The sequence below is a fragment of the Agathobaculum sp. Marseille-P7918 genome (assembly GCF_964248325.1).
Classification (GTDB): domain Bacteria; phylum Bacillota; class Clostridia; order Oscillospirales; family Butyricicoccaceae; genus Agathobaculum.
In genome coordinates this window covers 609,473-635,060 of record NZ_CAXTXI010000001.1, presented here as the reverse complement: position 1 = coordinate 635,060, position 25,588 = coordinate 609,473, and the positions used below count along the sequence as shown (strand labels likewise).

The following is a 25,588-nucleotide window of genomic DNA, read 5'->3' as shown; positions in this document are numbered from 1 at the left end:
CAAAAAGGTTGGTATTCCTGTATACTGAAAATACCGTCCGATGTTGCGGCGTACGGGGGCCGGGACAGAGGGAAAGAGAACGAAAAAGTGAGGGATGAAAACAGATGATTACCAACGGCTTTACCTATATTGCGGTGCTGGTATTTCTGGCCGGTATTCTGGTAGGCGCGGAAAAGATCACCAAGTGGAAATTTTTTAAATTTGTGCCGCCGGTTGTTCTGCTGTATCTGCTGACCATGCTGCTTTGCACTGTGGGGGCGTGGGATATGGAGGCGACCAAGGGCGCATACAGTGCTTTGAAAAACAATATCCTGTATGCGATGCTCTGTCTGATGCTGTTGCGTTGTGACATTCGCAAGGTACTCAAACTCGGTCCGCGTATGCTGGGCGGCTTCTTTGCGGCCAGCATTTCGATTGCCATCGGCTTTATCGCAACCTATGCGATCATGCATGGTGTGCTCGGTTCGGAGGCATGGAAGGCGCTTGGCGCTCTGTGCGGCAGCTGGATGGGTGGATCGGGCAATATGGTTGCGGTGCAGGAAGCGCTCCATATTTCGGAAGCGGATATGGGCTACGCGCTTGTGATCGATTCGATCGACTATTCGGTTTGGGTCATGTTCCTGCTGTGGGCGATTTCGTTTGCACCGCAGTTTAACAAATGGACCAAGGCGTCCACGACTACGCTGGATGAGGTCTGCGCCCGTCTGGAGAAGGAGATGCAGGAGGAAGACAAGCACATGACCTTCCCCGGCTTGCTGTTCCTGGTCGGTGGTGCGCTGCTGGTTTCCGCCCTGTCGCAGAATGCGGGCAATGCGATTTTTGAATGGACGAAGACGTTGATCGGCGGAAATACTCCGTGGATCGACTCTGCGACGTGGACTGTGCTGGTGGTCACGATAATTGCACTGGTCGCAGCGGTCACGCCGATCGGCAAGATTGCAGGTGCGGCAGAGTTGTCTAACGTGATGCTGTATATCGTCATTGCGCTGCTTGCTTCCCGTGCAAGCCTGCTCGAGATGACCGATGCTCCGGCGTGGATCGTTTCCGGCTTTATGATTCTGGCAATCCACGGCATTATCCTGGTCATCATTGCAAAGATCTTCAAGCTCGATATGTTCACTTGCGGCGTGGCGTCACTGGCGAATATCGGCGGTACGGCGTCTGCGCCGGTGCTTGCGGCATCCTATTCGGGCGCACTGGTTCCGGTTGGTGTGCTGATGGCGCTGATGGGCTATATCATTGGTACCGGCGGTGGTATCCTCACGGCGAACATCATGCGATTGTTTGCGTGAGTTTATTCGAGAAAAAACGGCTGTCTCTCACAGAGAGGCAGCCGTTTTTCAAAACAGATGAAAAATTGCAGTTATGTTGTTGCAACAACATACAGCCGATGAGGAACGCGATATACTGAGGACAATCGAAATACATGGGAGGATAACCGCAATGATGCGTAAAATTATTGAGATTGATGAAGAAAAGTGCAACGGCTGCGGCCTGTGTGCGAATGCATGCCACGAGGGCGCCATCGGCATGGTGGACGGCAAAGCCAAGCTGCTGCGTGATGACTACTGTGATGGACTGGGCAATTGTCTGCCGGTTTGCCCGACCGGCGCGATCACCTTTGTTGAGCGGGAGGCTGCGGCTTACGATGAAGCGGCAGTGCAGGCCAATCTGCGCGCGAAGCAGGCACAGCAGCCGCTGGCCTGTGGTTGTCCGGGCAGTCAGGCGTGCGCAATTGAGCGCACGGCAGACGCACCGGTCGCTTCGGCTGCACCTGCGGCATCTGAGCTGCGTCAGTGGCCGGTGCAGATCAAGCTGGTTCCGGTGAATGCACCGTATTTTGACGGGGCGCACCTGCTTGTCGCGGCGGATTGCACAGCCTATGCTTATGCAGGTTTCCATCAGGACTTTATCCGGAATAAGATAACGCTTATCGGCTGTCCAAAGCTGGACGAAGGCGATTACAGTGAAAAGCTGACCGAAATCATCCGCAACAACAACATCAAAAGCGTCACGGTAGTGCGTATGGAGGTGCCGTGCTGCGGCGGTATCGAGCATGCAGTGCGCACGGCGCTGCAGGCGAGCGGCAAGTTCCTGCCGTGGCAGGTGGTTGTCATTTCAACCGACGGAAAGATTCTCGAACAGTAAGCAGGTAGGCAAAACCGTCCGTTTGTGTTACAATGGGAAAGAATCTGGCATAAACGGAGGGAAACGGATGAACACGTTGGATGTAGTGCACGATTTTCTGCGGCGGCAGGTCAAGCCCGGTGCGTTCTGCATTGATGCGACGGCAGGGAAGGGACGCGACACGGCGTTGCTTTGCCGTCTTGCCGGAGCGGAGGGGCATGTGCTTGCGTTTGATGTGCAGCAGGAAGCAGTCGCGCAGACGCGCACGCTGTTGGACGCGGAGGGACTGACTGCTGAGGTTGTGCTGGACAGCCACGCGAATATGGCGCGCTACGCTGCGCCGGAAAGCGTGGACTGCATCGTGTTCAACTTCGGTCGACTGCCGGGCGGTGATCCGAAAATCTTCACTACCGCAGCATCCTCTATTCCGGCAATCGACGCGGGGCTGTCGCTGCTGCGCCCGGGCGGTATTATGGCACTTGCGCTCTATTACGGCAAAGAAAATGGATATGAGGAGAAAAATGCGGTTTTACAGCATTTAAAGTCGTTAAATGACCGTGTGTTCACTGTTCTGGCTTGCGACTGGCTCAACCGGAAGCACGATCCGCCGCTGCCGATTTTTATCTGGAAAGAATAGTTTGGATATGCTATAATCGGCAGGTAAGGAGGGATGCATTATGCCTTGGTGTCCCAAGTGTAAAGCGGAATACCGGGAAGGATTCACGGAGTGCAGCGCCTGTCATGTGCCGCTGGTGAATAGCTTGCCTGAAGAAAATGAAGTGTCGGAGCGTGACAAGTTTGTTTTGCCGGACGGCATGGAGAAGCCCATTGCGGTTTATACCGCGAGCAACCGCCTGGAGGCGGAAACCATCTGCGATTTGCTGCGCGAACATGATATTGTTGTGTTCAACCGGCCGGCGGCATTTCGTCAGATACAGGCGTACGCCGGTGCAGACGCGCGGTTCGGGGTGGAAATCATCGTGGATGCCAGCCAGACGGCGCAGGCATGTGCACTGATAGATGAAATGAACCACGATTTGGCGGAACAGCCGGTGGACGAAGAGGCACTTGCGCGTCTGGCCGAGGAGCAGGCAATGGAAACGCCCGAGCAGCCGATGGAGGACAATGCTTCGTTTAAGCTGCTGCCGGTGGTGGCGGGCATCATCGTGGTGGCGTTGGTGCTGCTGTATTTTGTGAGCAACTGAAGGAGGCGAATCTATGCCATGGTGCCCAAAGTGCGGGGCAGAGTTTCGTAAGGGGTTTACTGCCTGCAATACCTGTCATGTCAAGCTAATCGCTCACAAGCCGGACGGCACGGAGACGATAGAAGAGCTTTCGCCGCCGCCCGAAGGCTGGGAGCGCGAAAGTCCGAAAAAGCAGCGCATATTACGCGTTCTGCGCGCTCTGACTGTTGTGTTGCTTGCACTTGCGGCGGCTTTGCTGCTGCAAAATCTGTGAATGCATAAAACAGCGAGGCCGTTTTGGCCTCGCTGTTTTACTGAAACATGGCGCTATATTATTATCCTTCGCCCTCCAGATACCGGATCAGATCTCGTTTCAGCACGCGAATCGGACTCCGTTTACCGATACGGCGGCTGGGAAGCCCGCCTGTGCGGATGATCTCGTACACCGTATTCCGGCCGATGCCGAGCACGTCGATCACCTCGGGCACGGTCAGCACCAGCGGCAGGGCGTCGCAGCAGGTGTATCGCTTGTCAGCCATGCCGCTTGCCCCCTTCCCGTAGGGACACATGCCGGCAGGCGGCGTGCTCGTCCAGCTCTTGCTTGCGGCAGGCCAGATACTGCTCGACCGCGTATGTATGGCGTAAGCCGTGGCAGGTCAGCGGACGGTGCTTGTCAGCGATCTGCACGGCGTCGCGGTGCCGGTAGAGAAAGCACTGGAAACGGTTGATGGCAAGGTCGGTCGGCGTGGCGTCCGGCACGAACAGCTTGTACCCGCGCGGCATCTGCTGCAGCATGGCTTCCAGCTCAAGCTGCGCCGTGCGGGGCAGGGGAACGGTGCGGACTTTGCCGCCCTTGCCCTTGATCGTCAGTTGGTCGGTTTTCAGCGCCTGTTTTGCCGTTACTGTGTCTAGCCGGAAAATCTCATGGATGCGCAGGCCGCAGCGCCGCGGCAGACAGATCGCGGCGGCGTAGTCCTCGCGGCCCTCGCCCCATGTCTTGCCGATCATGCGGTTGACCTCCTCGTCGCGCCAAGTGCGATCCACCTTGTCGAACGAGCGGCGTTCCAAATCGAGTATGGCGTTGGTCAGCAGCTTGAGATGTTTGCGGTTCGGCAGTTGGTCGTGGAAAAAGCAGAGGGCGGCAAGGTCGGTCTTGATGGTGGATGCCGCGCGGTCGTTTTCCTTGAGGAAACCAGCGTAAGCAAAAATGTGCTTGGGCGCGATGAGGGGCTTTATGACAAGGGAGAACGCCCGGACTCTCTCATCGACTGGCCGGTCGATGCTCTGGACTACGAGTTGGTGGACATCTTCAACTGGCAGGAGGAAGCCGCCGGCATGATCTCCCAGATGGAGTTTTTCTGCCGTGTGGATGTGCAGACAGAAACTGTTGAGCGGTATGTCCGGGATGGCTTGCTGGTACCCGATCTGGTGGTGCCCATGAGTGAGCACCGAACCTTTAAGTATTTCAAAGAGGAGACGCTCCAGAAGTATGCGGAGCAGTACGGCTGGACGTTCATCGACGACTCCAACCGCAAGGAGCTGTTTCTGGATATGGTGCGGCAGATGGATATGAGTTACTCCTACAAGCCGGTGCTGCTCAAGGCGGTGCTATTGTATGCCGACAACAAGGGTCGGGTGAAGCTCAGTGATATCGTTACATACTTCCGGGAATTTTATGAAGCCCGCCGGGCGGCTGGACTGGTTGTGGAAAAGGCTAACAGCATCTACGCCAAGGGCGGATACACCGATGCGCAGGCCCAGCGGAATATCCTGTCCAATCCCTTCAAGCGGTTTGAGGATATGCAGATGCTCCACCACACCAAGACTTTGGGTGTGATCCAGGTGGATGAGTCTGTTTGGAAGAAGCTGACCCGGGAGGAAAAGCAGGAAATCGAGCGGATTTGCGACGAGAAACTGGAGCAGTATTTTTGGCGTCTGAAATAGGCACTTATTATGATTGGATGGTGGTTACATTGGCAATTTCTCAAGTGATATGGTCTTTGGATGATAAGGTTGAGCTGCAGCCGGCAGAGCTGACCAACGAAAAAGAGTTAGAAGATTTACTCGCAGAGCATATAGAAATTCTAAATCCAGATTGGCTGCTGATTGGTCGACAGGTACGTACAGTTGCGGGGAAATATATTGATTTGCTCTGCATGGATCACGATGGAGACTTGGTTGTCGTAGAATTAAAAAAGGATTTAACACCAAGGGAGGTTACGGCGCAGGCGATCGACTATGCTTCCTGTATGGCGGACTTGACCTTGGAGGAATTGGCGGAGCAATATCTGCAGTTTTCTGGTGGTCAAGTAACGCTGAATGAAGCTTATGAGAAGAAGTACGGTACGGCATTAGAAGAGGACAGCATTAATAATAATGTCAAAATGGTAATTGTCGCCGCAAAAATGGATGATAGCACCGAACGTATCATTCGTTATCTGCGGGACAAGTATGAAGTTGATATTAATATTGTGTTTTTCAGAGTAGTTTCGTGTGGATCTAAACGCCTTATCAGTCGGGCTTGGTTTGAGGAAAATGTAGAAGAACAGCGACCGGACCCTAAATCGATTCGACAGTGGAACCAGGAATACTATGTATCATTTGGAAACGGTGAGCGCTCTTGGGTTGATGCCAGAAAGTATGGCTTTATTTCTGCAGGAGGTGGCACTTGGTATACCAACACATTGAAGCTGCTTAGCCCAGGAGATCGGGTCTGGGTCAATATTCCGCATACCGGCTATGTAGGTGTGGGTATCGTTAGAAAGGAAGTACAACAGGCAAAAGATGTCCTGTTTTCCGTGGATGGGCAGCAGGTTGGTTTTTCATCTCTCAAAACACAAGGCAACTATTTGTACTCCAGTGATGATCCTGCGAATGCGGAATATGTTGTGCAGGTTGACTGGATCAAAACTGTTTTGGAGAATCAGGCGGTCAAGGAAATTGGCTTCTTTGGCAACCAAAATTCTGTTTGCCGCCCCAGAGATCAAAAATGGGTATATACAGTAGAACGCTTGAAAAAGGTTTGGGGAATTGATGTGTGAGGGATAGTACCTAAGCTGTAAAGGAGGTAGTATTGGCGGATGAAAGTCATGTGCTTCGGCGACTCCAATACCTACGGCTACGACCCTCGGGGCTATTTCGACGGACGCTATGATGCGGACAGCCGGTGGGTGGATATTATGGCTACAGAAACCGGCTGGACCATCTGCAACATGGGTCAGAACGGCCGAGAGATCCCTTCTGTCGCTCCTGCCTTCCCTGCTGACACAGATCTGTTGATCGTCATGCTGGGCACCAACGATCTGCTTCAGGGCCGAAGTCCGGTGCAAGCCGCCGAGAGGCTGGAGCGGTTCCTCTCCGGTATTTCTTTGGATCGAAGCAAAATCTTACTGATCGCACTGCCGCCGGTAACGCTGGGAGAGTGGGTGCCAAACCCGCAGCTTATTGACGATTCTCGCACGTTTGCCCAGCTCTGTCAGCGCTTGGCGGAGAAAATGTGTGTCCGCTTTGCCGACGCCGAGAAGTGGGATATCTCCTTGGCCTATGACGGCGTACACTTCACGGAGCAGGGCCACAAAGCCTTTGCCGCCAGACTTCTGGAGGAACTCAAATGAAACGAATTGCAATTTTACTTTCTTCTCTGCTGTTGCTGTTGACCGGATGCGGTGGGAATGCCGCGGACGGTTCCTATGAGCAGATCACTCAGGAAAAAGCCAAAGAAATGATGGACACCGAAGAGGTCATCATCCTGGATGTGCGGGAGTAGGACGAATACGACAGCGGACACATCCCCGGTGCTGTCCTGCTGCCGGTGGGTACCATTGATGAGGAAACTGCTGCTGAGGTCATACCGGAAAAGGATTCTACGGTGTTGGTCTACTGCCGCAGCGGGAACCGAAGCAAGACAGCTTCTTCCACACTGGCCGAACTGGGTTACACCCATATCTACGAATTTGGCGGCATTAACACTTGGCCCTATGGGACAGAAGCCTAAGAGCCGCATGAGGTATCAGCCATGAAACAGATGACCTAGGAAGATTACTACGGGGGGTTCTATGACTGATCGCCCAGCACACAGAAAGGCTATCCCAATGCCACAAAGCAAAAAAACACATCCCTCTGAAAAGCGCAGATTTCAGAGGGATGTATTCATGTCTCGGACTGTTTCCAGTGGTTCAGCTTTGGCAGCTGAGCTGCAAAATAGGCTCTGACCTGTTCTGGAGACCAGGTTTCATTGGACATATGTCGCTCCAGAAAATTCAGCAGTTCCTCAAGGTTTGTGTAGACAAATTTCCCTTCAGCATAGCACCACTTGCAGTACTCCTCGTTGAAGGAGCCATCCGGCTCTCGGCTGATATTGGCGTCCTCCAGCGGCATGCCGCAGCATTGACAGATCAGCTGCCGCGGCGAGCCCAGCAGGGTATTGATAGAGACATCAAACAGGCTGGAGAGCAGCTTCAAAGTTTCTGTATTGGGTACTGTTTCGCCAGTCTCCCAGCGGGAAACCGCCTGCCGGGTCACGTGCACTTGTTCCGCTAACTGTTCTTGGGAGAGTCCGCGCTTGGTGCGCAGTTCCAAAAGGATTTCTTTGGTATCCATGTTGATCACCACCTTGCCTGAATTGTACCACAGCGGGCACGAAAAGCAAAGCAACCGCTTGTTGCCCTAATTCTACTTTACTTTCGCATCAGGCGTATCAGTTTTTAACAAGCTATAATTAAAGAATAGCGCCTTCTGGAATCTGCGGGTTTCGGAAGGCGCTTCTTTGGCTTAGTCTGCAATCTGATACTTGATACGGTTGCCGTATTTTGCCGATCGTAGCAGCCCAAGATTCTCAAACTTGAGTACAAATCCGCGGATGGTTGCGTAGGCTGCGTTGCCGAAATCTTTCTCCAGCTGTTTGGTGGAAAACTGGCCGTTCCCATAAGAGGTGAGCAAAAACTGCCACAGGGCCTGCTCCTTTTCCGTTACATCGCCTTGGGCCAAAGCGTTCTGGAAGGTTTCTGTGCTGATCGTATGCCGGGGATTACCGATAAACTCCAAGCCCTTTTTCATTCCGTAGATGCGATTCTCGCTCTCGCTGGTGGGGGCATAGCCGGACAAAATCTTGCGGACGCTGTCCTGGGAGGTGTCAAACTGCTCAATGGTGAAGGTAGAGAGGAGCTCGTCCTCCATGGCTCTCCTGCCATAGACCTGGCTGCTGCTCTGGGGCGTCAGCAGCACGTTGTCTGCCGATATCTGGACCTGGGTAACAGAGTCCAGATAGCCAGATTCCTGCCGTTGAAATCCTTCAGCGGCAGGGGCTTATAAAAACCGTTCCCAAGCAGTGCCGCAAATTCCTTCAGATCGGCTTGAGGGTATTTATAGCCCAGCTTTTTCAGGTCGATGATGCTTTTATCGGAGAGCATCTTGGCAAACAACGCGGCATCCGTTGCTTTCACCTCTGATATTATTTAGTATCAATTAGTATCAGTATCGCAAAGGATGCCTGCATTTGCAAGAATTTATACAAGCGGTGTGCTGACAGGGGATGGAGATAACGAAATTCCATCACAAAACGGCATAAAACAGGACCTGTTGCAATAAGCCTGTCCTTTGCTCAGCCTGTATAGGCATCGTCTGCCGTATTCTTAAAATTTTGCTTTGCAAGCCATTGTTTTTCCTCTTCGGTCTCCGGGATGTCGATCCGCTCGATCTTAAAGATCACCGGCCTGGTTCCGTCATTGCAGCAGGCAATCATCATCCGTTCGTCATTGGTCCAGTTGTGCATGATGGACCCACCCTGTAGGGAGGTGTAAACATACCGGCTGATGGCGTCCCACGCCTCCCCGCAGAATTTTCCGTTCATCAGGTGGTAAAAATCATCGCGTTCCGCGGTGCGCTTCAGTAAAAAAGTGTCTCCCTTCCGAAAGCAGGGGCAGGGGCCCGACTTGGGATTGGCCAGATACTGCGCCTGATAGTCCTCAAACACCTTTGTCTCCAGTACTGTGATTCTGCATTCGTGCTGCATCGCTTCGTCCTCCTCGTCTGTTTGGTTTCCAGCCCGCCTCCTGCCCCGTCCGGTGGGACGGGGCAGGACGCCCTTCTTACTGCCATTGTACCGGGGAAAGGCTCTTCTGGCAAGTGCGATAGCCTCCGGCCATCAGACATATGTCTAACCGATGCAGGGAAAGGGGGGACTCTTGGCGATCGTATCGAGTGGCACCTTGTTCTTGGATTTCCTTCGAGGATAGACAGTAACTTATTTCGCATTTTGCATTATTTTCCTTCTCCTTGTTCCGATAAAATACATAAAGCAGTTTCTTAAAAAAGGGTAGAAAGATGGTGATTCATGATGATTTCTTCATTATACACGACCCCTGCATATCCAAATTCCATGATAAATACGAAGAAATCCGATCTGTATCAAGCACAGAATCAAACGAATTACAAAGTATGGCTTCCGAATGAAAACTGTATTTATTCCGGCGGTACTGGAGATGGACAAAATATCTATGTAACCTATACCGCAGACTCGCGCGATGATGACCCGATTGTCCGCATCCGTGGCACAGCGTCCAATGGCAGCGCGTTTGATTTCGTAAAGCATATTAACGAAATTAATCCGCAAAACGCCTCCTATGCGGAAATGTGCGCACTGATCGGATATCAAAATGATACGGGCGCTTATTCCGCCGCCAATCAGATATTGTCCCCTGTCACCCCCGGAACGGAAATCGGCGATTATCTGGAAAAGAAAAATTTTGTAAATATGCTGCAGAGTAATGCATCCAATCCGTCCTTTTCGCCATCCATACAAAAAACAGCGCAAACACTGCAATCGTTATACACGGAATGGATGCAGGAACAGGTCGAGAAACGCGGGCAAGAGCTGGCCAACAAGTATTATGACATATCCTATGCAGACAAGGCGCTCCCTACGGAAAGCCAGCTTGAAATGCTCAAGGATAAATATGGGAACACACCGCTTACGAAAGAAAAGTATCAGTCTTTTCTTCAGGACCTGACCGACATGGGGGTTCTGAGTGAGGTCGAAAGCCAGTTGGCTGGCAAGCGTGCAAATACCATGATGGTTCCGGTTATTCCTGTGGCAACAGCTACGGTCGGCAGAGTAAGTCCATATGACGATGATATATGGCGGCTTGATAATAATGTCAACGTAACCGAGTATATCAAGTATCGTGCAAGTTGTGATACATTCTATTACATAAACGGTATCGCGCATGAAAGTAGCGTAGATGAGCTATATGGATATATTTCAAATATTATTTCTGAAGTACAGAAATGATATGAAATGAATTTATCGCAAAATGCATTCGCGTCCACAGACCGGAAATTCGCATATGAAAAGAGATACCGGGAATCGCAACTTTGGCGTCTCTCGGTATCTTTTTATCTGGTAAATTATAAAATCAAATTGAACACATAAATGTTCCACAGAGATCAGACAACGGTCAGAATAAAGCTCCCGCACCAACTACGACAGAAGGGTTTGAACGCTATGGATCACCTTTATTCTACCACAACACATTGCTACCCATCATATCGCGAGGACAATGTAAATTTTCCTCGCCAAATGGTCGATGAAATAGAAAAGGATATTTGTCCCAACAATGATATCTGATATGAACAAGGAGAGAGAAAAGATGGGCGGAATCAACATATCCAACTATCCACAGTTGAAAAACGATTATGGCAGCTTTCCGAGCATCACCAAAGATCTAACAACAGTTCCCAAGGACACGGTGAATGTGGATTCCTTTGTCTCCGTAAAATCCACATACGCATCCTCAGAATTGGGAGAGGCGGCAAGAGCCTATCTGGAGGGGGATCAAGCAACGCAGACCAGCCCGATGGATAATTGCATCGATCGGTTCTTTGATGGCACCATGTCGGAATCGGAGTTGCAGGCCGAGTATGAGAAACTGCTGAAAAAAGAGCTGTTTGGCTCCATGGAGAATCCGAGAGGTCCCCTGAGTGCATCGCAGAAAGAAATCGCAACAAATTTTTATGATGCGTTCCGGGAAAAGATTTTGTCGGCTGCCGTTCAGCGTAACAACGCTGAGGGCGAGCAGTATATCACCGGGGACATGAATGTGCAGCGTAACTGGGCCTATTACAATTCCGACTATTATTATGCCAGTGAATCGGCAATCTCTGCTATTACGGAAGGCGCTCAGAATGTGTCACAGGAGTATGGCTCCTCTTTTGAGGTTCCCGACTACATGGCACAGGGCAAAGCCAATCTAAACAATTTCAACACGGCTCTGAGCGGCGATCCGTTTGTTGCATCCGATTATCACTATATTATTGACCCCAATGTTGCACCCCCGGAAAATTTCAAGTGGTTTTATGAAAAGGGCGGAGATGCTTATAGCACCACCATCCGATTCAATTCGCTTACCGTGGAGGATGCGGATGGCAACAAAACCGTAACCGATTATACCACCGATGTGTTTGATTCCAAAGATCCTCGAAAAGCACAGACATGGGTTTCCTACACAGATGAAAATGGGGTGGAGCATCGGCTCAGCACGGATCTTGTATTCAACAACAGCAAAGAAGATCTTCGGAACGTTGCGGATCTACTGTCCTTCTCGGATAAGGATACGGACAAGGCCAGCCTGCTCAATCAATTCCTGTCCAACTTGCAGATCTATCCCAAGCGGTATTTTGACCGTTTCCCAACGGTCTCCCGCAGCATGGACTTTATGGTTTAACACAGAGTTTATCAAATGTCCGCTGAACCATGTTAGATTTACTTTCTCGGTAGGTAGATTTTCAGGTAGATTTCACCCGTCAAAACCCATCACGGACAGGGAACAAATGGGAAAGAAAAGTTCTGAAAACAGACAGAAGTGAGTAATAGTGCACAATGAAACGGGTTAAAATGTTCAAAAAGCGGATTCAACTCCTCTCGGCTCTATTATGACGCGAGATACGAACCATACACATGGTCAGGAACGTATTTGCGGTCACAAACAACAACGGCAGCAAGCAGTGAGGCTTGCTGCCGTTGTTGTTTTATATGTCATATAGAGGGCTTTTGTAAAGTAAGAAGAGGCTTTGTTCGAGAAGAAGGGTCACAAACAAATGGGGACTGAATAGAGCATATATGTGAATACCAAGATTAATAACTGGGCAGGAGCAAGCAGGAGCTTGTGAAGGCATCACCGGACAAACAAATTAGTATAGCCAAATCCATCATGGTAAAATGGAAGCATGAAGAAGCAGATAAGTTTATCCGGCCTGAATGAAGAATTGGCACAGGTGCGGACAAAAGGAAAAGAATTATGTCGCAGAGCGAGCGGATTGTATCATGGGCAAGTGGATTAAAATAATCTGGCCCATTTTATCATAAAGGAAAATGCAGAAACAAGCTCTATGACTTGGAGTGGATACTGCGGCTATACGTGTTATAAAATCTGTATAACTTGTCAGATAAGGCGATGGTGATAGAAGTCGTGGACCACAATAGCGAATCTGATTCTGGTCGCAGATCTTGCCGGATAGCTTGAATCAGTGCGCCCGTTGCAACAGAAAAATCGTAATACGCCATGCTAACGATGATGTGTCGGCATGGCGTTTTCTTTTGCGATCTTCTGCGGTGTTAACTTGAAATGAGTAAAATTTAGTTTTGCAGAAAAGCAGAGAGGTGAGGGGAAAGTTGAAATGCGGAGAAGACGCGGTAAATGGTTGCGGGCAGCAGATGTGGCTTCGTGTCTGCACGCAAAGAAGGCAGATTCTGCACAAAAGAAAGCAAATTTTTTGCAGTCGGTTCACAAAGGAAGAATTATCATTAAACTTAAACATAGCACCCAAGCAAAAATGGTCAAGTGGTGCCGCAGAGTTATCCAATATGGGTAGCTACAGTAGTTTCAGCAAGGAGGGTCCCACTTATTTGATGAAAAAGACATTGGTTACGGTTGCTGCTTGTCTGGTTCTGAGCCTACTGCCGCTGGCTGGATGTGTGAGTGAGGCCCACCCTCCAACGAGGAACTGTGGGCGGCTGCCATGGCCGATGCGGTATTTAGCGAGGACAACGAGGTGAAGGAATTGGTCTGTCTAACACAGTAAGATCCACGGGTCATTTGGGACGAGGGAGGAGAGCGGGTGCTGCAGTTGTACGCATTTTTCCACCTTCTGGAACTCGCCGTCGGAGGTGATCCGTCCTGCCTATGTGATTGATGTGACCGCCCAAATGGAAAACGGATACGAAGAAATAACAGACCCGATGTATCAAAGCTGGTTTGACGACAACATCCTCTACTCCTATTTTAAGAGCGAATATCCATGGACCAGACTGGGTTACACCTATGACTGGAGTGGCGGAGATTCGCCGTATGGACTCACCGAGTTTCTGATTGCTGACGGGAGTGGGCAGAGATTGCCTTTACTTATTCTAAGGAGGATTTTGTGGCCTGACTGGATTCACAATCCTGATATTCACGACAGAAAGGAAAAACGAAAATGACGCAATACTGTGACAACAAGCGGGACTGTCCCTGCACTTTTGACTGCATCCGGCACGGAAAATGCTGTGAATGTGTAGCCCATCACCGAGATCATGATGAAGGTGTGCCGGGCTGTTTCTTTTCCAAGGAAGCGGAGGCCACCTATGACCGCAGCATCGAGGCTTTGGCCCGGGATCACGGAATTATTAAATAGGGAAGAAGCTTTGTTTCATGAACAAGAAAAAATTGACCTTGCCAAAGCAGCGAAAAGAAGTGCTGTTGGATGAAGGAGGTATTGACACTCTCTCCCAACTGCTGGCCGACGCACTGGAACAGGCGGGCGTAAATCGGAAGGATATCATCCGTCTGCGGCTGGCCGTGGAAGAAATTCTGGGGCTGTGGAACTCTGAAAAGGAGAAAGAAACGGTTTGTAGCTTCCAGTGCGGTACTCGGCTGGGGCGGATGTATCTTGAGATCACGGCTCCCGGCAGGCGCATTGACCCTGACGAGGTGGTCACAGATATGGTCGGCCAGATGCTGTGTTCGAACCTGCTGGCGCAGGCAGGTCTCTCTCCGGTCTATTCCTATCAAGACGGAATCAACCGACTGGCTCTTTATCCCTCCAAGCCTCAAAAGATCAGCCCACTGTTTTGCCGTCCCTTTGGGACAGGTGGTATTCAAGACTGGTGCTGTGGTGGGCTTCTTTGTGCTGGCACTGGGGTTGGCGGAATTTTACGGGGTAGCAATGCCCCTTTCTTGGGTGGTCACTGGTGTGCTGGCATCGGGACTATTGGCCATCGCCGCCCCGCCAGTGCCCGGCGGAAGTTTAACTTGTTATACGGTGCTGCTGGCTCAGTTGGGAATCCCGGATGGGGCCATCGGACTGGCTGTGGCAGGTAATGTGCTTCTGGATTTCTTTATGACCTCCTGCGGCATCTCCTGCCTGCAGTCAGAGCTGATGCTCTCAGCCAACAAACTGGGGATGCTGGATCGGGAACGATTGGAGAAGGAGTGAATCGAAAAACGACGGATGTTTCAGGCAACGATAGACTCTCCGTCTGTCAACGCGGTGGCGATCCTGTTCCAAGCGTAAAATGACATAAATCACTAAATTGGAGGACTCGATGTGAATATCGTAAAAACAAGTGAAGATACAAAACTGACCTTTGCGATAGAGGGACGGTTGGACACCACCACAGCCCCTCAGTTGGAGGGAGAGGTAAAAGGGGCACTGACCGGCGTGACCGAGCTGGTGTTGGACTTTTCCCGGTTGGAGTATCTCTCATCTGCCGGTCTGCGGGTCATTCTTGCAGCGCAGAAGATCATGAACCGACAGGGGAAAATGGTTGTATGCCATGTGAATGGGAACATTCAGGAAGTGTTTGAAGTCACGGGCTTCACCAATGTTCTGACCATTGTATAAGGGGGCATAACAAATGGGTAACAACGAAACGGGCATGATCCGGCCCGAACTGCCGAACATTGTCGGCCTGTCTCACATCTGTATTTTTGTAGATGACATGGAGCAGGCTGTGGACTATTACCGCAATCTGTTGGGGGTGCAGCCCGACCACTGTCTGTCTCACTGGAGAAATAAAGGCTTTTTCCAGGCGGGAGGATTTGTGGATGAGGCGGCCGATGGAGATGTCTCCATTGCCTTTGTCAATGTACCCGGCACAAAACTCACCCTGGAACTGATGCAGTACCACTATCCCAAAGGACGGACGGAGCCGGTGATCTTTGCCGCCAATGATGTCAGCGGCGCCCGCCATGTGGCCCTAAAGGTCACCAATATCGAAGCGGCATTTGCGCATGTCCAGTCCATGCAGGATACCCGACTCATCAACGAGACCGAGGCTTATCGGGTGTATCAGATCAGTGAGACGCAGCCGGAGGAAGTCCGGTTCTTCGATCAGGCATCCGGGGAAACCGATGAGCGGAATGCCGAGACAGCCAAGATCCTCGGGCAGGTCCGCTATTTCTATTTTATTGACCGTTATGGCCTGCAATGGGAATTTGAGCAGGGGCACACCGATATCGGTGACTAATCACAGACAAAGATACACACAGGACAGCGGGGCCGAATGCGGCCTGTCTCACGGTGTTGGGGGCGATTTACGCGGAAAAGAGAAGCATGGACACTATTTTTCTGGAAAACGAGCGGGAAGCGAACTGGTATTCCTGTCGCTGCCTGCAGGTTATGGCGCTGATTGCCGCGTTGGCCTGGGTCCTGAATCTGCTGGATGTGTTTATTGTTCCGCCGGCCGTCATGAATGTGGGTATGCCCGTGTGCATTTTCTTTTTCCTGCTGCCCACCATGCTCTGTGCCAAGATGACTCGGCTGGGCGGGCGGTTTAAATATCTTATCATGGGCTGCTGTATTCTGGGCATCACCGTACTGTCCATTGCCATTCCGAAGCACACCGTGCTGGCCTGGATTGCCCCGGTGCTTCTCAGCTGTCACTACTACTCCCGAACGCTGACCGCCAGCGCCCTGACCGCATCAGTGGTCTGCCTGTACGTCGCCGGCGTCGCCAGCTTGTTCATGGGGGAGGGAGATCCCAATCTGATCAAGGCCTTCCATATGGAGGAGGCGGTAATCACCCCAGAGATTTTTGGGGAGGCGGTGCTGTTCTTCCTCCTGCCCCGTTCCGCGATCCTGGTGGGCATGGCCTTCGTGTGTATTATCGTGGCCAAGCGTACCCGCAGCCTGCTGGAAAAGCAGGCTGCGGATTCCTCTGCCCGGCAGCGCATTGAGACTGAGCTGAATGTGGCCACCCAGATCCAGGCAGACATGCTGCCCCGGATTTTCCCTGCTTTCCCCGAACGCAGGGAATTTGATATCTATGCCAGTATGACGCCGGCCAAAGAGGTTGGCGGCGATTTCTATGACTTTTTCCTAGTAGACAATGACCATTTGGCTATGGTTATTGCCGATGTATCCGGCAAGGGTGTGCCGGCAGCGCTGTTCATGGTGATTACAAAGACCCTGCTCAAAAATGCAGTACAAACGGGATTGTCCCCCAAAGCTGCGCTGGAGAAGGTCAATAACCAACTGTGCGAAAACAATGAGGCAGAGATGTTTGTCACTGTATGGCTGGGCATATACGAAATTTCCACCGGAAAGCTCACTGCTGCCAATGCGGGTCATGAATATCCGGCGCTCCGGAGAGCAAACGGTCAATTTGAATTATGGAAGGATCGGCACGGCTTTGTACTGGCAGGCATGGAAAACGTACAATATCAGGAATACGAACTGGAGATTGGCGTGGGCGACACGCTGTTTGTGTATACCGATGGTGTAGCTGAAGCGACAGACGCGGCGAATACCCTTTATGGAACCGACCGCATGCTGGCGGCACTGAACCAAAACTGTGATCTGGATCCGGAAAAACTTCTGCATCAGGTCAAGACAAATATTGACCGGTTCGTCGGTTCGGCGCCTCAGTTTGATGATATTACCATGCTGTCGCTCCAGCGGAAGGGAAGCGTCGGCCGGCGGAGCATTCAGGTCGCACCGATACTGGAGAGTATCCCTCAGGTGTGTGAATTCTTGGAGCGTGTACTGAAAGAGCAGGGCACACCCATGAAAGTTATCACACAGATGAATATTGCGGCGGACGAAATTTGCTCTAACATCGCCCGGTACAGTGGTGCTGCGGCTGCCCAAGTGGACTGTGAGCTGATGGATGGTCGTACTGTCATTCACTTTGCGGATGACGGAAAGCCCTACGATCCTACCGTGCAGAAAGAGCCGGATATTACCCTATCGGCTGAGGAACGGGAGAACGGCGGCTTAGGGATCTTTATGGTAAAGAAGAGTATGGATCGGGTGGCCTATGAGTACGCGGATGGGCGGAATATCCTGACCATAGAAAAGCACTGGTAAAACAAACCAAACGGAGGAATGTCTTTTGATTACCCTGATATGTGCTGTGTTGCTGCTGGCGGCAGGCTATGTGCTGTATGGAAAGTTGGTAGAACGGGTTTTTCATCCTGATGGGAGGCCCACGCCGGCCACAGCCCATCCCGACGGGGTGGATTACATCCCCATGAAAACATGGCGGGTTTTTCTCATTCAGCTGCTGAATATTGCCGGCACCGGCCCCATTTTCGGCGCACTGCTGGGAGCGGTGTTTGGCCCCGTGGTGTTCTTGTGGATCGTGTTCGGATCCATCCTTGGCGGCGCCGTCCATGATTACATGAGCGGCATGATCTCTCTGCGGATGAATGGGGCGTCGATCTCAGAAATCGTAGGTGCCTATCTTGGAACAACGGCCAAGCAGGTCATGCGGGTGTTTTCACTGATTCTGCTGGTGTTGCTGGGAGCGGTGTTCACCACCAGTCCCGCCGCGCTGATTGCCCGTCTGACGCCGGACTGGATGAACACCGGTTTTTGGGTGGTCGTGATTTTGGTGTACTACCTGTTGGCCACGCTGCTGCCGATTGACAAACTGATCGGCAAGCTGTATCCCGTCTTTGGCGCGGTGCTGCTGATGATGGCCGTGGGGATTATCGTTGGACTGGTGGCCGGCGGCTACCAGCTGCCCGAGCTGACGCTGGCAAACCTGCATCCGGAGGGCCGTCCGGTGTGGCCCTATATGTTCATTACGGTGGCCTGCGGGGCGATCTCCGGTTTCCACGGCACCCAATCGCCCATGATGGCCCGTTGCCTCACCTCAGAGAAAGATGGGCGGAAGATTTTCTACGGTGCCATGATTTCTGAGAGCGTCATTGCTCTGGTGTGGGCGGCGGCGGGTGTCGCTTTTTATGGTGCCACCGGAGGATTGCAGGCGGCGCTGGAAGAACTGGGGCAATCGGGTGTGGTTTATGATATTTCGGTATCGTTGCTGGGTGTATTCGGCGGTGCGCTGGCGATCATCGGTGTGGTGGTTTGCCCCATTTCCTCCGGCGACACCGCGTTCCGCAGCGCACGTCTCACCATCGCCGATTGGTTCCACATTGATCAGTCCGATCTGAAACGGCGGCTGGCAGTGACTATTCCGCTGCTGGCGGCGGGTACGGTTCTGACTCAAGTGGACTTTGATGTAATCTGGCGTTATTTTTCGTGGAGCAACCAGACTCTGGCTATGATTACCCTGTGGGCGGCGGCGATGTATCTGGTTCGCAATGCAGATAAACCGTGGCATTCGCTGTTGTGCGCCATTCCCGCCACCTTTATGTCCGGTGTATCTTCCACCTATATCCTAATGGCGGAGGAGGGCTTCCGACTGTCTCAGTCCATTGCCTATCCGGCGGGGATTGTCTTTGCGATGGTCTGCGCGGCAGCCTATGGTTATAAAATGAGCAAAAGGAGGGCGCAGTGCTTATGAAACGTTGGATTGCAGGAATCTTCACATTTCTCTGCGCCATTTCCCTGATGGGCTGCGACGGTACGAATCGGGCCGACACGATAAACGTCACCGTAGATTCTCCGGTGGCAGGGAAAAAGGTTGCTTACATCATGCAGATGGCGCCGTCGGATATCTTTCAGATGTGGTCCGAGTCTGCGCAGGAAACAGCGGAAGCGTTGGGGATGGAGTACGATGCCTTTTTCTGCGGCGGGTCGGATGCGCAGTGGCAGGATACAATCTCTCAGTGCGCTGCCGCCGGATATGACGGATTGCTGCTGAGCCATGGCGGGCAGAATTACGCTTACACCTTTCTCAAGGGCCTGCTTGAGCAGTACCCTGATTTGAAGATTGTCACTTTTGACACCCAATTCAAGGACAGCAGCGGCCAGACGCAGACGCTGGACGGCGTAACACAGTTCTTCCAGCAGGATGCGCAATTTGCCCGGCTGCTGTTGGAATATGTGTGCGAAGAGCTGTATCCGGACAAGGTCGCGGCAGGGGAGCCGGTCAACATTCTGAAAGTCTGGGTGGGGCCGAACTTTCTTTCTCCCTTCGACCGCCGTCAGGAGGGGTACGCCGCCTGCGAGGCTGAGGGCCTGATCCGCACTGTGGAAACCATTGGCCCTTCGGACTTCAGCAATGCCGAGGCATCCATGGCTGACGTCACCACCGCTACGCTGGCAAAATATCAGCCGGGGGAGATTGACGCCATCTGGTGCTGCTATGACCTGTATGCCAGCGGGGTGTATACTGCCCTGACGCAGGGCGGATATGACATTCCGATGGTTAGCGTGGATATCTGCAATGCGGATATTGAGAAAATGTCCCGCGAGGAATCGCCTTGGAAGGCATGTGCCACAACCAACTGGAACTATAATGGGGAATTTGGTGTGCGAGTGCTGGCGCTCGAGCTGTCGGGTGAGCATGATGCCATTATTGACCCCATGACGGGAAAGGCTGCAAGCTGGCTGGAGCTGCCCACTACTGTGGTCACGCAGGACATGGTGTCCGGCGGCGGCATCAATGTTACCAACCTAGATACGGTGGCGGGAGATTCTTATACTGACCGCAGCTGGATGCCTACTGCGGATTGGATGGTGCAGCTGCTGGGGGATTGACCAAAGAATGGGAAGGAGTTGGAAAGCTATGACGGAAAAGCTGTTTCATATTACCGAAAAGGGGTCTGACATCCGAACCGAGCTGCTGGCGGACCTGACTACATTCATGACTATGGCGTATATCCTCATGGTTAACGCCGGGATGTTTGCTGAGCTGCCCGGCGTATCCTATGATGCAATTTATATCGCGACAGCTCTTTCCGCGGCCATCGACACTATTCTGATCGGGCTTCTGGCTAACCTGCCCCTGGCATAGGCATCTGCTATGGGTTCCAATGCTTTCTTCGTCTATACTGTGTGCCTCGGTTTTGGACTGAGCTACGCCAATGCCCTCGTCTTGATTCTTTTGGATGGAAGTGCCTTCATCATTCTGACCGTGACCGGCCTGCGAAAAAAGATTTTTGAGGCCATTCCCGCGTCTGTGCGCTTGGCAATCCCCGCTGGAGTGGGCCTGTTCATTGCTTTCATCAGACTGCAAAACGCTGGTATTGTAGTGGCAGATCCGGAGACGTTTGTCAACCTGACGTCGTTCAATCTGCTGTCTGACTCTGTTTCATGGTCGGATGTCATGCCTATACTGGTGACGCTGGCTGTCTTGATCGTTATTGCCGTTATGACATGCAGAGGTGTCAAGGGGGCTGTTTTGTGGGGGATTCTGGGAGGTACCATTCTATATTACCTGTTGGGTGTTACGGTTCCAGGGTTTTATACAAACTTCGGTGATAATCTGAATTTGAACCCTTTCACAGCGTTTAGCGAGTTTGGAACCTCGGCGTTTGGCCGGGTCTTTACGGAGGGATTTGATTTTTCATCCTATCTGGCCGATCACAATTCGGCAGAACTGGCGCTTCTGATTGGAACCACTGCCTTGGCCTTCTGTCTGGTGGACATGTTTGACACCATCGGAACCTTGTACGGCGCCTGCGCCCGAGGCAATCTGTTGACGCGGGAGGGCGAGGTGCCGAATATGGAGCGGGCCATGTTGGCCGATGCCGTGGCAACAGTCTGCGGCGCGGTGTGCGGAACCTCTACTGTTAGTTCCTATGTGGAGGCGTCGGCTGGCATTGCCGAGGGAGGAAAGACCGGGCTGGCCGCCATGGCCACCGGAGGGCTGTTTCTCCTGGCCATGTTTTTTAGTCCTGTCGCTGCCCTTGTGCCAAACTGCGCCACATCGGCGGCTTTGATTTATGTGGGCATTTTAATGATAGACTGTACGAAAAAAATAGACTGGCAAAACACCAGAGAAGGTGTTCCGGCATTCCTGACCCTGGCGATTATGCCTATGACATACAATATCTCCTACGGAATTGCCTTTGGTATTCTCTCTCATGTGTTAATTGCCGTATTTACAGGAAAAAGAAAAGAATTAACTGCGGGGACTTGGGTGATTGCAGGGCTGTTTACGCTGATGTTTCTCGTAACCCATTGACAGGCGGAGGATATATGGATGAATTTACACTTCAGGCAAATCATATCTGCGTGGAATTTCCGGGCGTAAAGGCACTGGAGCAGGTGGACTTTCGGCTCTTGTCGGGAGAAATCCATGCGCTTGTAGGCGCCAATGGAGCGGGAAAGTCCACGCTGATGAAAGTGCTGGCCGGTACCAATCCCGGTTATCGCGGAGAGGTTTTGCTGGATGGCAGGACGGTGGAATTGCGCAGCCCTGCAGCAGCGCAGCAGTTGGGTATCCAGATCGTCTATCAGGAGGTCGATGTGGCGCTGGCGCCCGCTCTGTCGGCGGCGGAAAATATGCTGCTGGAAGAGTTGGGAAAGCCGGGACGGCTGTGGGTCAACTGGCGTACGCTGTATCAGCGGGCAGAGGAGCTGAAACGTCAGCTGAACATGGATTTCGACATCCGCACGCCGGTAGGCCGGCTGACGCTGGCGCAAAAACAGATGGTACTCATCGCAAGAGCGATACATAGCCGGTGCCGTATCCTTCTGCTGGACGAGCCGACGGCTCCTTTGAGCACAGTGGAGACGGAAAGATTGTTTTCTCTTTGCCGCCGCATGGTCGAAGAAAGGCAACTTGCCATTGTATTTATATCCCACCGCCTGCCGGAGATTTTGCAGATCTGTGACCGCTATACGGTGCTGCGGGGCGGCAGAGTGGCTGCCAGCGCGCCCATTACGCTCCAAACCACCACCAGTGAGCTGGTGGCGCATATGCTGGGCGCGGGCATGGCATCCGTTCGTCGCCGTGTCTCATCTTCGGTCGGCAGTGAGCTACTGTCAGTACGTGGCTTGTCCAGTCAGGACGGCAGCGTGCGGGACATCTCCATGATGGTGCGGCATGGGGAGATCGTCGGTTTGGCCGGATTGGTGGGGGCAGGGAAGAGCGAATTGTGCAAGACACTGTTCGGTATTTTGCCCCGAGCTACAGGAGAGATGATGCTGGATGGCAGGTCGGTGAATCCTCGCAGCCCCGCGGACGCGGTGTCTTTGGGCATGGGGCTGGTGCCGGAAGAGCGCCGGAAGGAAGGCTTGTTCCTGCGGGAAAGCGTGTCTTTCAATCTGGGAATCGCCAGCCTGAAAAAATGGAGCCGTCTGTCTTTTCTGTCCTGCAAAAAGCAGGAACAGAACGCCCGGACGCAAATCGAAAAGCTGGGGATCAAAACGCCATCGCCCGAGCAGCGGATCGAGCTGCTCTCCGGCGGCAATCAGCAAAAAACAGTCGTGGGCAAATGGCTTGCGGCCAGCTGTCGGCTCTACCTGTTTGACGAACCTACTAAGGGTGTGGATGTGGGCGCAAAGGCGGAATTGCTGCAGCTCATCACCAAGATCGCCCGGACAGGGTGCGGTGTAGTGTATGCGTCTGCCGAGCCTGACGAGCTGCTGCAGGTGACAGACCGGATTTATGTCCTGTATAGTGGAAAAATTGCGGCGGAACTGGTCACCGCTCTTACCTCGGAAGAGGAAATCATGCACTATGCCGTCGGCGGAAAGGCTCCGTTCGTTCCGTCGGATCAGACAGAAAGGGAGGAACGGTCTTGAAGCAACAACTTACCCCAAAACGCGCTGCCTTGTGGATGGACTGGGCAGCGGTGATTGCACTGGCAGCCGCCGTTGCGGTGTTTGCGCTGCTGCGGGGAGACAGCTTTTTTTCAGCTGCAAACGCCGTCAATATTCTGCGCTCCATGTCCATCACCACTATTTTTGCCATCGGCGCTACCCTCACTATGGCGCCGGACGGCTTTGATATGTCAGCCTGCACCCTTGCCACCGTCTCCTCCTTTCTGTTTGCCAGTCTGTTCCTGTGGTTTGGTTTGCCTCTATGGCTGAGCGTATTGCTCACCGTGGTGTTGACCATGGTGCTGTATCTGCTGACCATGTTTCTCATTCTGGTTTGCCGGGTACCCGATATGCTGGCGACCTGCGCGCTGATGTTCGTGCATCAGGGGATTGGTCTGTGGTGGACGGGCGGCGGCGCGGTGTCTGCCGGTATGCCAACGCCGTGGGGGACTGACCCTGCCCGCATGGGATGGACGGAGGAGGCACTTGCTATTGGCGCAGCGCCATGGTGCATCCTGCTCATGCTGGGCTGCGTAGCCTTTGCCTTTGTGTTCCTGCAATATACCCGCCATGGCCGCTGTCTGTATGCCATGGGCAGCAACCATACCGCAGCGGCGTATTCCGGCATTCCTGTAAAGAAATATCGTTTTTTTGCGGGGATGCTCACCGCCGTTATGATTGCGGTGGGAGCAATTGTTGTCTGTTCTCGCAATGGAGCGGCGCAAATCTCCGGCTGCGACAGCTATCTGATGCCCTCTCTGGCAGCTGTATTCGTGGGGCGATCCGTGGGCGGTGCGGAAAAGCCCAATGCTTTGGGAACGCTGGTGGGCGCCGCGCTGGTAGCGGTGCTGGAAAACGGGTTGACTCAAATGGGCGTGGTCTACTATGTGCTGCCCGCGGTTAAGGGCGGCGTGCTGGCGCTGGCTTTGGTTGCGGCTTATGGCTGCCATCGGCGGACTGCACATATCATGACTTGAAAACGGAGGCGTATAACAAAAATGAAGATACTGGAACACGTTTTTCATCTGACGGAACAGGGGACGACAGTCCGCAGGGAGCTGTTGGGTGCACTGACTTCTTTTTTCTCGGTGGCATATATTCTGTTTGTCACCCCCAGCTATCTGTCTCAGACCGGCATGGACTATACCAGCGTGCTGTTAGCCACTTGTCTGTCCTCCGCCTTGGCCTGTTTTCTCTCCGCTGCCCTTAACCTGCCCTTTATTTTGACTCCGAGGGTAGGCCTCAACGCCTTTTTTACCTATACCCTCTGTCTCACCATGGGCTACACCTGGGCACAGGCGCTGGCGGTGGTGAGCCTGTCGGGCTTGGTGTATCTGATCATCAGTTTGACACCTCTGCGGGATAAGATGACCTCCTGTATCCCGCAGAGCATGAAAAATGCTATCAGTGCCGGCCTGGGGCTGCTCATTACTTTCACAGGACTGTTAAACTCCGGCATCGCCCGGGCGAAGGACGGTGCGTTGTTGCTGGGGTCGATTGACACCCCAACCACCCTCTTGGCCATTCTGGGTTTGTTGATCACCGGCGTGCTAATGGTATGGAAAGTGAAGGGTGCCATGCTGATCGGCATTGCAGCCACGACGTTGCTGGGGTTCCCGCTGGGAGTAACCCAAGCGCCGGAATCCATACGTTTTTCTCTGTTATCCCTGCGCCCCTTGCTGTTGTCCCCGGATTTTGGCGGCGTGTTGTCGCTGGGGGTTCTGCCTTTGGTAACCGCGGTGGTTACTTTTACCATGTGCCTGTGTTTTGACACCTTAGAGGGCTTGACATGCATTGCCGGGGTGGGAAAGCCGTTGGATGAAAAGGGCGAGCTGGGCCGCTACAGCCGGGGCATCATGGCGGTGGCTCTGTCCACTGCTGCCGCGCCGCTGCTGGGCGCGCCTCCCATCGGCATTCCAGTGGAAGGCTCTACCGGCGTGGCGGATGGGGCCAAGACCGGGCTGTATACCGCCGCCACCGGGGTACTGTTTCTGGCTGCCGCCTTGCTGGCTCCTATCGCCGGGTTAATCCCAGAAGCGGCGCTTTCACCTGCTCTGGTGCTCATCGGGATGCTGATGATCCGTAACGCCACCAACATCAATTGGCGTGAGGTGGAGATAGCCTTGCCCGGCTTCCTCACCATGCTTATAATCCCTTTTACCCATTCGGTAGTAGATGGTATTGGCATAGGCTTTATCTCCTATACCGCTATCGGTCTAATTAGCGGAAAAAGGAAAAAGATCTCTATCGTCACCTATATTCTGACCATCCTGTTTGTGGCCATGTACGTCCTTTCGGCGATATAAGAGGAGAGTCCATCGGGTGGCTTTGGCACTTTT

At 52.8% G+C, this 25,588-nt stretch carries 30 protein-coding genes and 1 pseudogene; 24 read left to right on the top strand and 7 right to left on the bottom strand.

Features of this window, described 5'->3' with window-relative positions; all coding sequences use genetic code 11:
• The first annotated feature begins 104 nt into the window (after nucleotides 1-104).
• The 5 genes from ACESSO_RS03180 (at nucleotide 105) to ACESSO_RS03160 (ending at nucleotide 3,585) form a co-directional block, all read left to right on the top strand.
• Nucleotides 105-1,292, top strand: coding sequence for a DUF819 domain-containing protein (locus ACESSO_RS03180; protein ID WP_373163591.1), 1,188 nt, complete (start codon nucleotides 105-107; stop codon nucleotides 1,290-1,292).
• Between the two features lie 151 nt (nucleotides 1,293-1,443).
• Complete coding sequence (locus ACESSO_RS03175) at nucleotides 1,444-2,148, top strand: ATP-binding protein (RefSeq protein ID WP_373163590.1); 705 nt, start codon at nucleotides 1,444-1,446, stop codon at nucleotides 2,146-2,148.
• Between the two features lie 67 nt (nucleotides 2,149-2,215).
• A complete protein-coding gene (locus ACESSO_RS03170; protein WP_373163589.1) occupies nucleotides 2,216-2,764 on the top strand; it encodes a class I SAM-dependent methyltransferase in 549 nt (182 codons plus the stop codon).
• Nucleotides 2,765-2,804: 40 nt separating this feature from the next.
• Complete coding sequence (locus ACESSO_RS03165) at nucleotides 2,805-3,332, top strand: hypothetical protein (RefSeq protein WP_373163588.1); 528 nt, start codon at nucleotides 2,805-2,807, stop codon at nucleotides 3,330-3,332.
• A gap of 13 nt (nucleotides 3,333-3,345) precedes the next feature.
• Complete coding sequence (locus ACESSO_RS03160) at nucleotides 3,346-3,585, top strand: hypothetical protein (RefSeq protein WP_373163587.1); 240 nt, start codon at nucleotides 3,346-3,348, stop codon at nucleotides 3,583-3,585.
• A gap of 61 nt (nucleotides 3,586-3,646) precedes the next feature.
• Here the strand turns inward: ACESSO_RS03160 and ACESSO_RS03155 are convergent, their stop codons facing one another.
• Nucleotides 3,647-3,850 (bottom strand): helix-turn-helix domain-containing protein, encoded by a 204-nt coding sequence (locus ACESSO_RS03155; RefSeq protein ID WP_373163586.1) that lies wholly within the window; start codon nucleotides 3,848-3,850, stop codon nucleotides 3,647-3,649.
• The gene (locus ACESSO_RS03150) at nucleotides 3,843-4,355 is read right to left on the bottom strand and encodes a tyrosine-type recombinase/integrase (RefSeq protein ID WP_373163585.1); all 513 of its coding nucleotides are present in this window, start codon (nucleotides 4,353-4,355) and stop codon (nucleotides 3,843-3,845) included. The genes ACESSO_RS03155 and ACESSO_RS03150 overlap by 8 nt, the downstream gene beginning before the upstream one ends.
• A 54-nt stretch (nucleotides 4,356-4,409) precedes the next feature.
• On the opposite strand from ACESSO_RS03150, the gene ACESSO_RS03145 reads away from it, so the two are divergent.
• The 5 genes and pseudogenes from ACESSO_RS03145 to ACESSO_RS03125 all read left to right on the top strand — a co-directional run.
• A complete protein-coding gene (locus tag ACESSO_RS03145) occupies nucleotides 4,410-5,255 on the top strand; it encodes a hypothetical protein (protein ID WP_373163584.1) in 846 nt (281 codons plus the stop codon).
• The gene (locus ACESSO_RS03140) at nucleotides 5,168-6,352 is read left to right on the top strand and encodes an endonuclease NucS domain-containing protein (protein WP_373163583.1); all 1,185 of its coding nucleotides are present in this window, start codon (nucleotides 5,168-5,170) and stop codon (nucleotides 6,350-6,352) included. Before ACESSO_RS03145 ends, ACESSO_RS03140 begins: the two co-directional genes overlap by 88 nt.
• Before the next feature lie 39 nt (nucleotides 6,353-6,391).
• On the top strand, nucleotides 6,392-6,925 hold the full coding sequence (locus ACESSO_RS03135; protein WP_373163582.1) for a GDSL-type esterase/lipase family protein: 534 nt from the start codon (nucleotides 6,392-6,394) through the stop codon (nucleotides 6,923-6,925).
• Nucleotides 6,922-7,077: a hypothetical protein gene (locus tag ACESSO_RS03130; RefSeq protein WP_373163581.1), complete on the top strand. Its 156-nt coding sequence runs from the start codon at nucleotides 6,922-6,924 to the stop codon at nucleotides 7,075-7,077. Before ACESSO_RS03135 ends, ACESSO_RS03130 begins: the two co-directional genes overlap by 4 nt.
• A 12-nt stretch (nucleotides 7,078-7,089) precedes the next feature.
• Nucleotides 7,090-7,305: pseudogene (locus tag ACESSO_RS03125) on the top strand (rhodanese-like domain-containing protein); the annotation flags it as partial.
• A 155-nt stretch (nucleotides 7,306-7,460) separates the two neighbouring features.
• Here the strand turns inward: ACESSO_RS03125 and ACESSO_RS03120 are convergent.
• The 4 genes from ACESSO_RS03120 to ACESSO_RS03105 form a co-directional block, all read right to left on the bottom strand.
• Nucleotides 7,461-7,910 carry a zinc ribbon domain-containing protein gene (locus tag ACESSO_RS03120; protein WP_373163580.1) on the bottom strand — a complete coding sequence of 150 codons (450 nt, stop codon included), beginning with the start codon at nucleotides 7,908-7,910 and terminating at the stop codon, nucleotides 7,461-7,463.
• 171 nt (nucleotides 7,911-8,081) lie between these two features.
• Nucleotides 8,082-8,486 (bottom strand): hypothetical protein, encoded by a 405-nt coding sequence (locus ACESSO_RS03115; protein WP_373163579.1) that lies wholly within the window; start codon nucleotides 8,484-8,486, stop codon nucleotides 8,082-8,084.
• A gap of 38 nt (nucleotides 8,487-8,524) precedes the next feature.
• Complete coding sequence (locus tag ACESSO_RS03110; RefSeq protein ID WP_373163578.1) at nucleotides 8,525-8,719, bottom strand: hypothetical protein; 195 nt, start codon at nucleotides 8,717-8,719, stop codon at nucleotides 8,525-8,527.
• A 191-nt stretch (nucleotides 8,720-8,910) separates the two neighbouring features.
• A complete protein-coding gene (locus ACESSO_RS03105; protein WP_373163577.1) occupies nucleotides 8,911-9,321 on the bottom strand; it encodes a TIGR04076 family protein in 411 nt (136 codons plus the stop codon).
• A gap of 366 nt (nucleotides 9,322-9,687) precedes the next feature.
• Between ACESSO_RS03105 and ACESSO_RS03100 the strand changes: the two genes are divergently transcribed.
• The 3 genes from ACESSO_RS03100 (at nucleotide 9,688) to ACESSO_RS03090 (ending at nucleotide 13,785) form a co-directional block, all read left to right on the top strand.
• Nucleotides 9,688-10,599, top strand: coding sequence for a hypothetical protein (locus ACESSO_RS03100; protein ID WP_373163576.1), 912 nt, complete (start codon nucleotides 9,688-9,690; stop codon nucleotides 10,597-10,599).
• Between the two features lie 337 nt (nucleotides 10,600-10,936).
• Nucleotides 10,937-12,031, top strand: a complete 1,095-nt coding sequence (locus ACESSO_RS03095; protein ID WP_373163575.1) for a hypothetical protein — start codon at nucleotides 10,937-10,939, stop codon at nucleotides 12,029-12,031.
• 1,460 nt (nucleotides 12,032-13,491) lie between these two features.
• Nucleotides 13,492-13,785 (top strand): hypothetical protein, encoded by a 294-nt coding sequence (locus tag ACESSO_RS03090; RefSeq protein ID WP_373163574.1) that lies wholly within the window; start codon nucleotides 13,492-13,494, stop codon nucleotides 13,783-13,785.
• Between the two features lie 175 nt (nucleotides 13,786-13,960).
• Here the strand turns inward: ACESSO_RS03090 and ACESSO_RS03085 are convergent, their stop codons facing one another.
• The gene (locus ACESSO_RS03085; RefSeq protein WP_373163573.1) at nucleotides 13,961-14,446 is read right to left on the bottom strand and encodes a hypothetical protein; all 486 of its coding nucleotides are present in this window, start codon (nucleotides 14,444-14,446) and stop codon (nucleotides 13,961-13,963) included.
• On the opposite strand from ACESSO_RS03085, the gene ACESSO_RS03080 reads away from it, so the two are divergent.
• The 11 genes from ACESSO_RS03080 (at nucleotide 14,436) to ACESSO_RS03030 (ending at nucleotide 25,555) form a co-directional block, all read left to right on the top strand.
• Complete coding sequence (locus tag ACESSO_RS03080; RefSeq protein WP_373163625.1) at nucleotides 14,436-14,780, top strand: cation:dicarboxylate symporter family transporter; 345 nt, start codon at nucleotides 14,436-14,438, stop codon at nucleotides 14,778-14,780. The two genes, ACESSO_RS03085 and ACESSO_RS03080, sit on opposite strands and share 11 nt — an antisense overlap.
• 111 nt (nucleotides 14,781-14,891) lie before the next feature.
• Nucleotides 14,892-15,188, top strand: coding sequence for an STAS domain-containing protein (locus ACESSO_RS03075; RefSeq protein WP_373163572.1), 297 nt, complete (start codon nucleotides 14,892-14,894; stop codon nucleotides 15,186-15,188).
• A 13-nt stretch (nucleotides 15,189-15,201) separates the two neighbouring features.
• Nucleotides 15,202-15,813, top strand: a complete 612-nt coding sequence (locus tag ACESSO_RS03070) for a VOC family protein (RefSeq protein ID WP_373163571.1) — start codon at nucleotides 15,202-15,204, stop codon at nucleotides 15,811-15,813.
• 86 nt (nucleotides 15,814-15,899) lie between these two features.
• The gene (locus ACESSO_RS03065) at nucleotides 15,900-17,654 is read left to right on the top strand and encodes a SpoIIE family protein phosphatase (protein ID WP_373163570.1); all 1,755 of its coding nucleotides are present in this window, start codon (nucleotides 15,900-15,902) and stop codon (nucleotides 17,652-17,654) included.
• A gap of 25 nt (nucleotides 17,655-17,679) precedes the next feature.
• Entirely contained in the window at nucleotides 17,680-19,098 is a 1,419-nt protein-coding gene (locus ACESSO_RS03060; RefSeq protein WP_373163569.1) for a carbon starvation protein A, read from the top strand.
• On the top strand, nucleotides 19,095-20,237 hold the full coding sequence (locus tag ACESSO_RS03055; RefSeq protein WP_373163568.1) for a substrate-binding domain-containing protein: 1,143 nt from the start codon (nucleotides 19,095-19,097) through the stop codon (nucleotides 20,235-20,237). The genes ACESSO_RS03060 and ACESSO_RS03055 overlap by 4 nt, the downstream gene beginning before the upstream one ends.
• A gap of 28 nt (nucleotides 20,238-20,265) precedes the next feature.
• Nucleotides 20,266-20,493, top strand: a complete 228-nt coding sequence (locus ACESSO_RS03050; protein ID WP_373163567.1) for a hypothetical protein — start codon at nucleotides 20,266-20,268, stop codon at nucleotides 20,491-20,493.
• A 9-nt stretch (nucleotides 20,494-20,502) separates the two neighbouring features.
• Nucleotides 20,503-21,666: an NCS2 family permease gene (locus ACESSO_RS03045; RefSeq protein WP_373163566.1), complete on the top strand. Its 1,164-nt coding sequence runs from the start codon at nucleotides 20,503-20,505 to the stop codon at nucleotides 21,664-21,666.
• Between the two features lie 14 nt (nucleotides 21,667-21,680).
• A complete protein-coding gene (locus ACESSO_RS03040) occupies nucleotides 21,681-23,231 on the top strand; it encodes a sugar ABC transporter ATP-binding protein (protein ID WP_373163565.1) in 1,551 nt (516 codons plus the stop codon).
• Nucleotides 23,228-24,226, top strand: a complete 999-nt coding sequence (locus ACESSO_RS03035; protein ID WP_373163563.1) for an ABC transporter permease — start codon at nucleotides 23,228-23,230, stop codon at nucleotides 24,224-24,226. Before ACESSO_RS03040 ends, ACESSO_RS03035 begins: the two co-directional genes overlap by 4 nt.
• 21 nt (nucleotides 24,227-24,247) lie before the next feature.
• Nucleotides 24,248-25,555, top strand: coding sequence for an NCS2 family permease (locus ACESSO_RS03030; RefSeq protein WP_373163562.1), 1,308 nt, complete (start codon nucleotides 24,248-24,250; stop codon nucleotides 25,553-25,555).
• The last annotated feature ends 33 nt before the right edge of the window (nucleotides 25,556-25,588 follow it).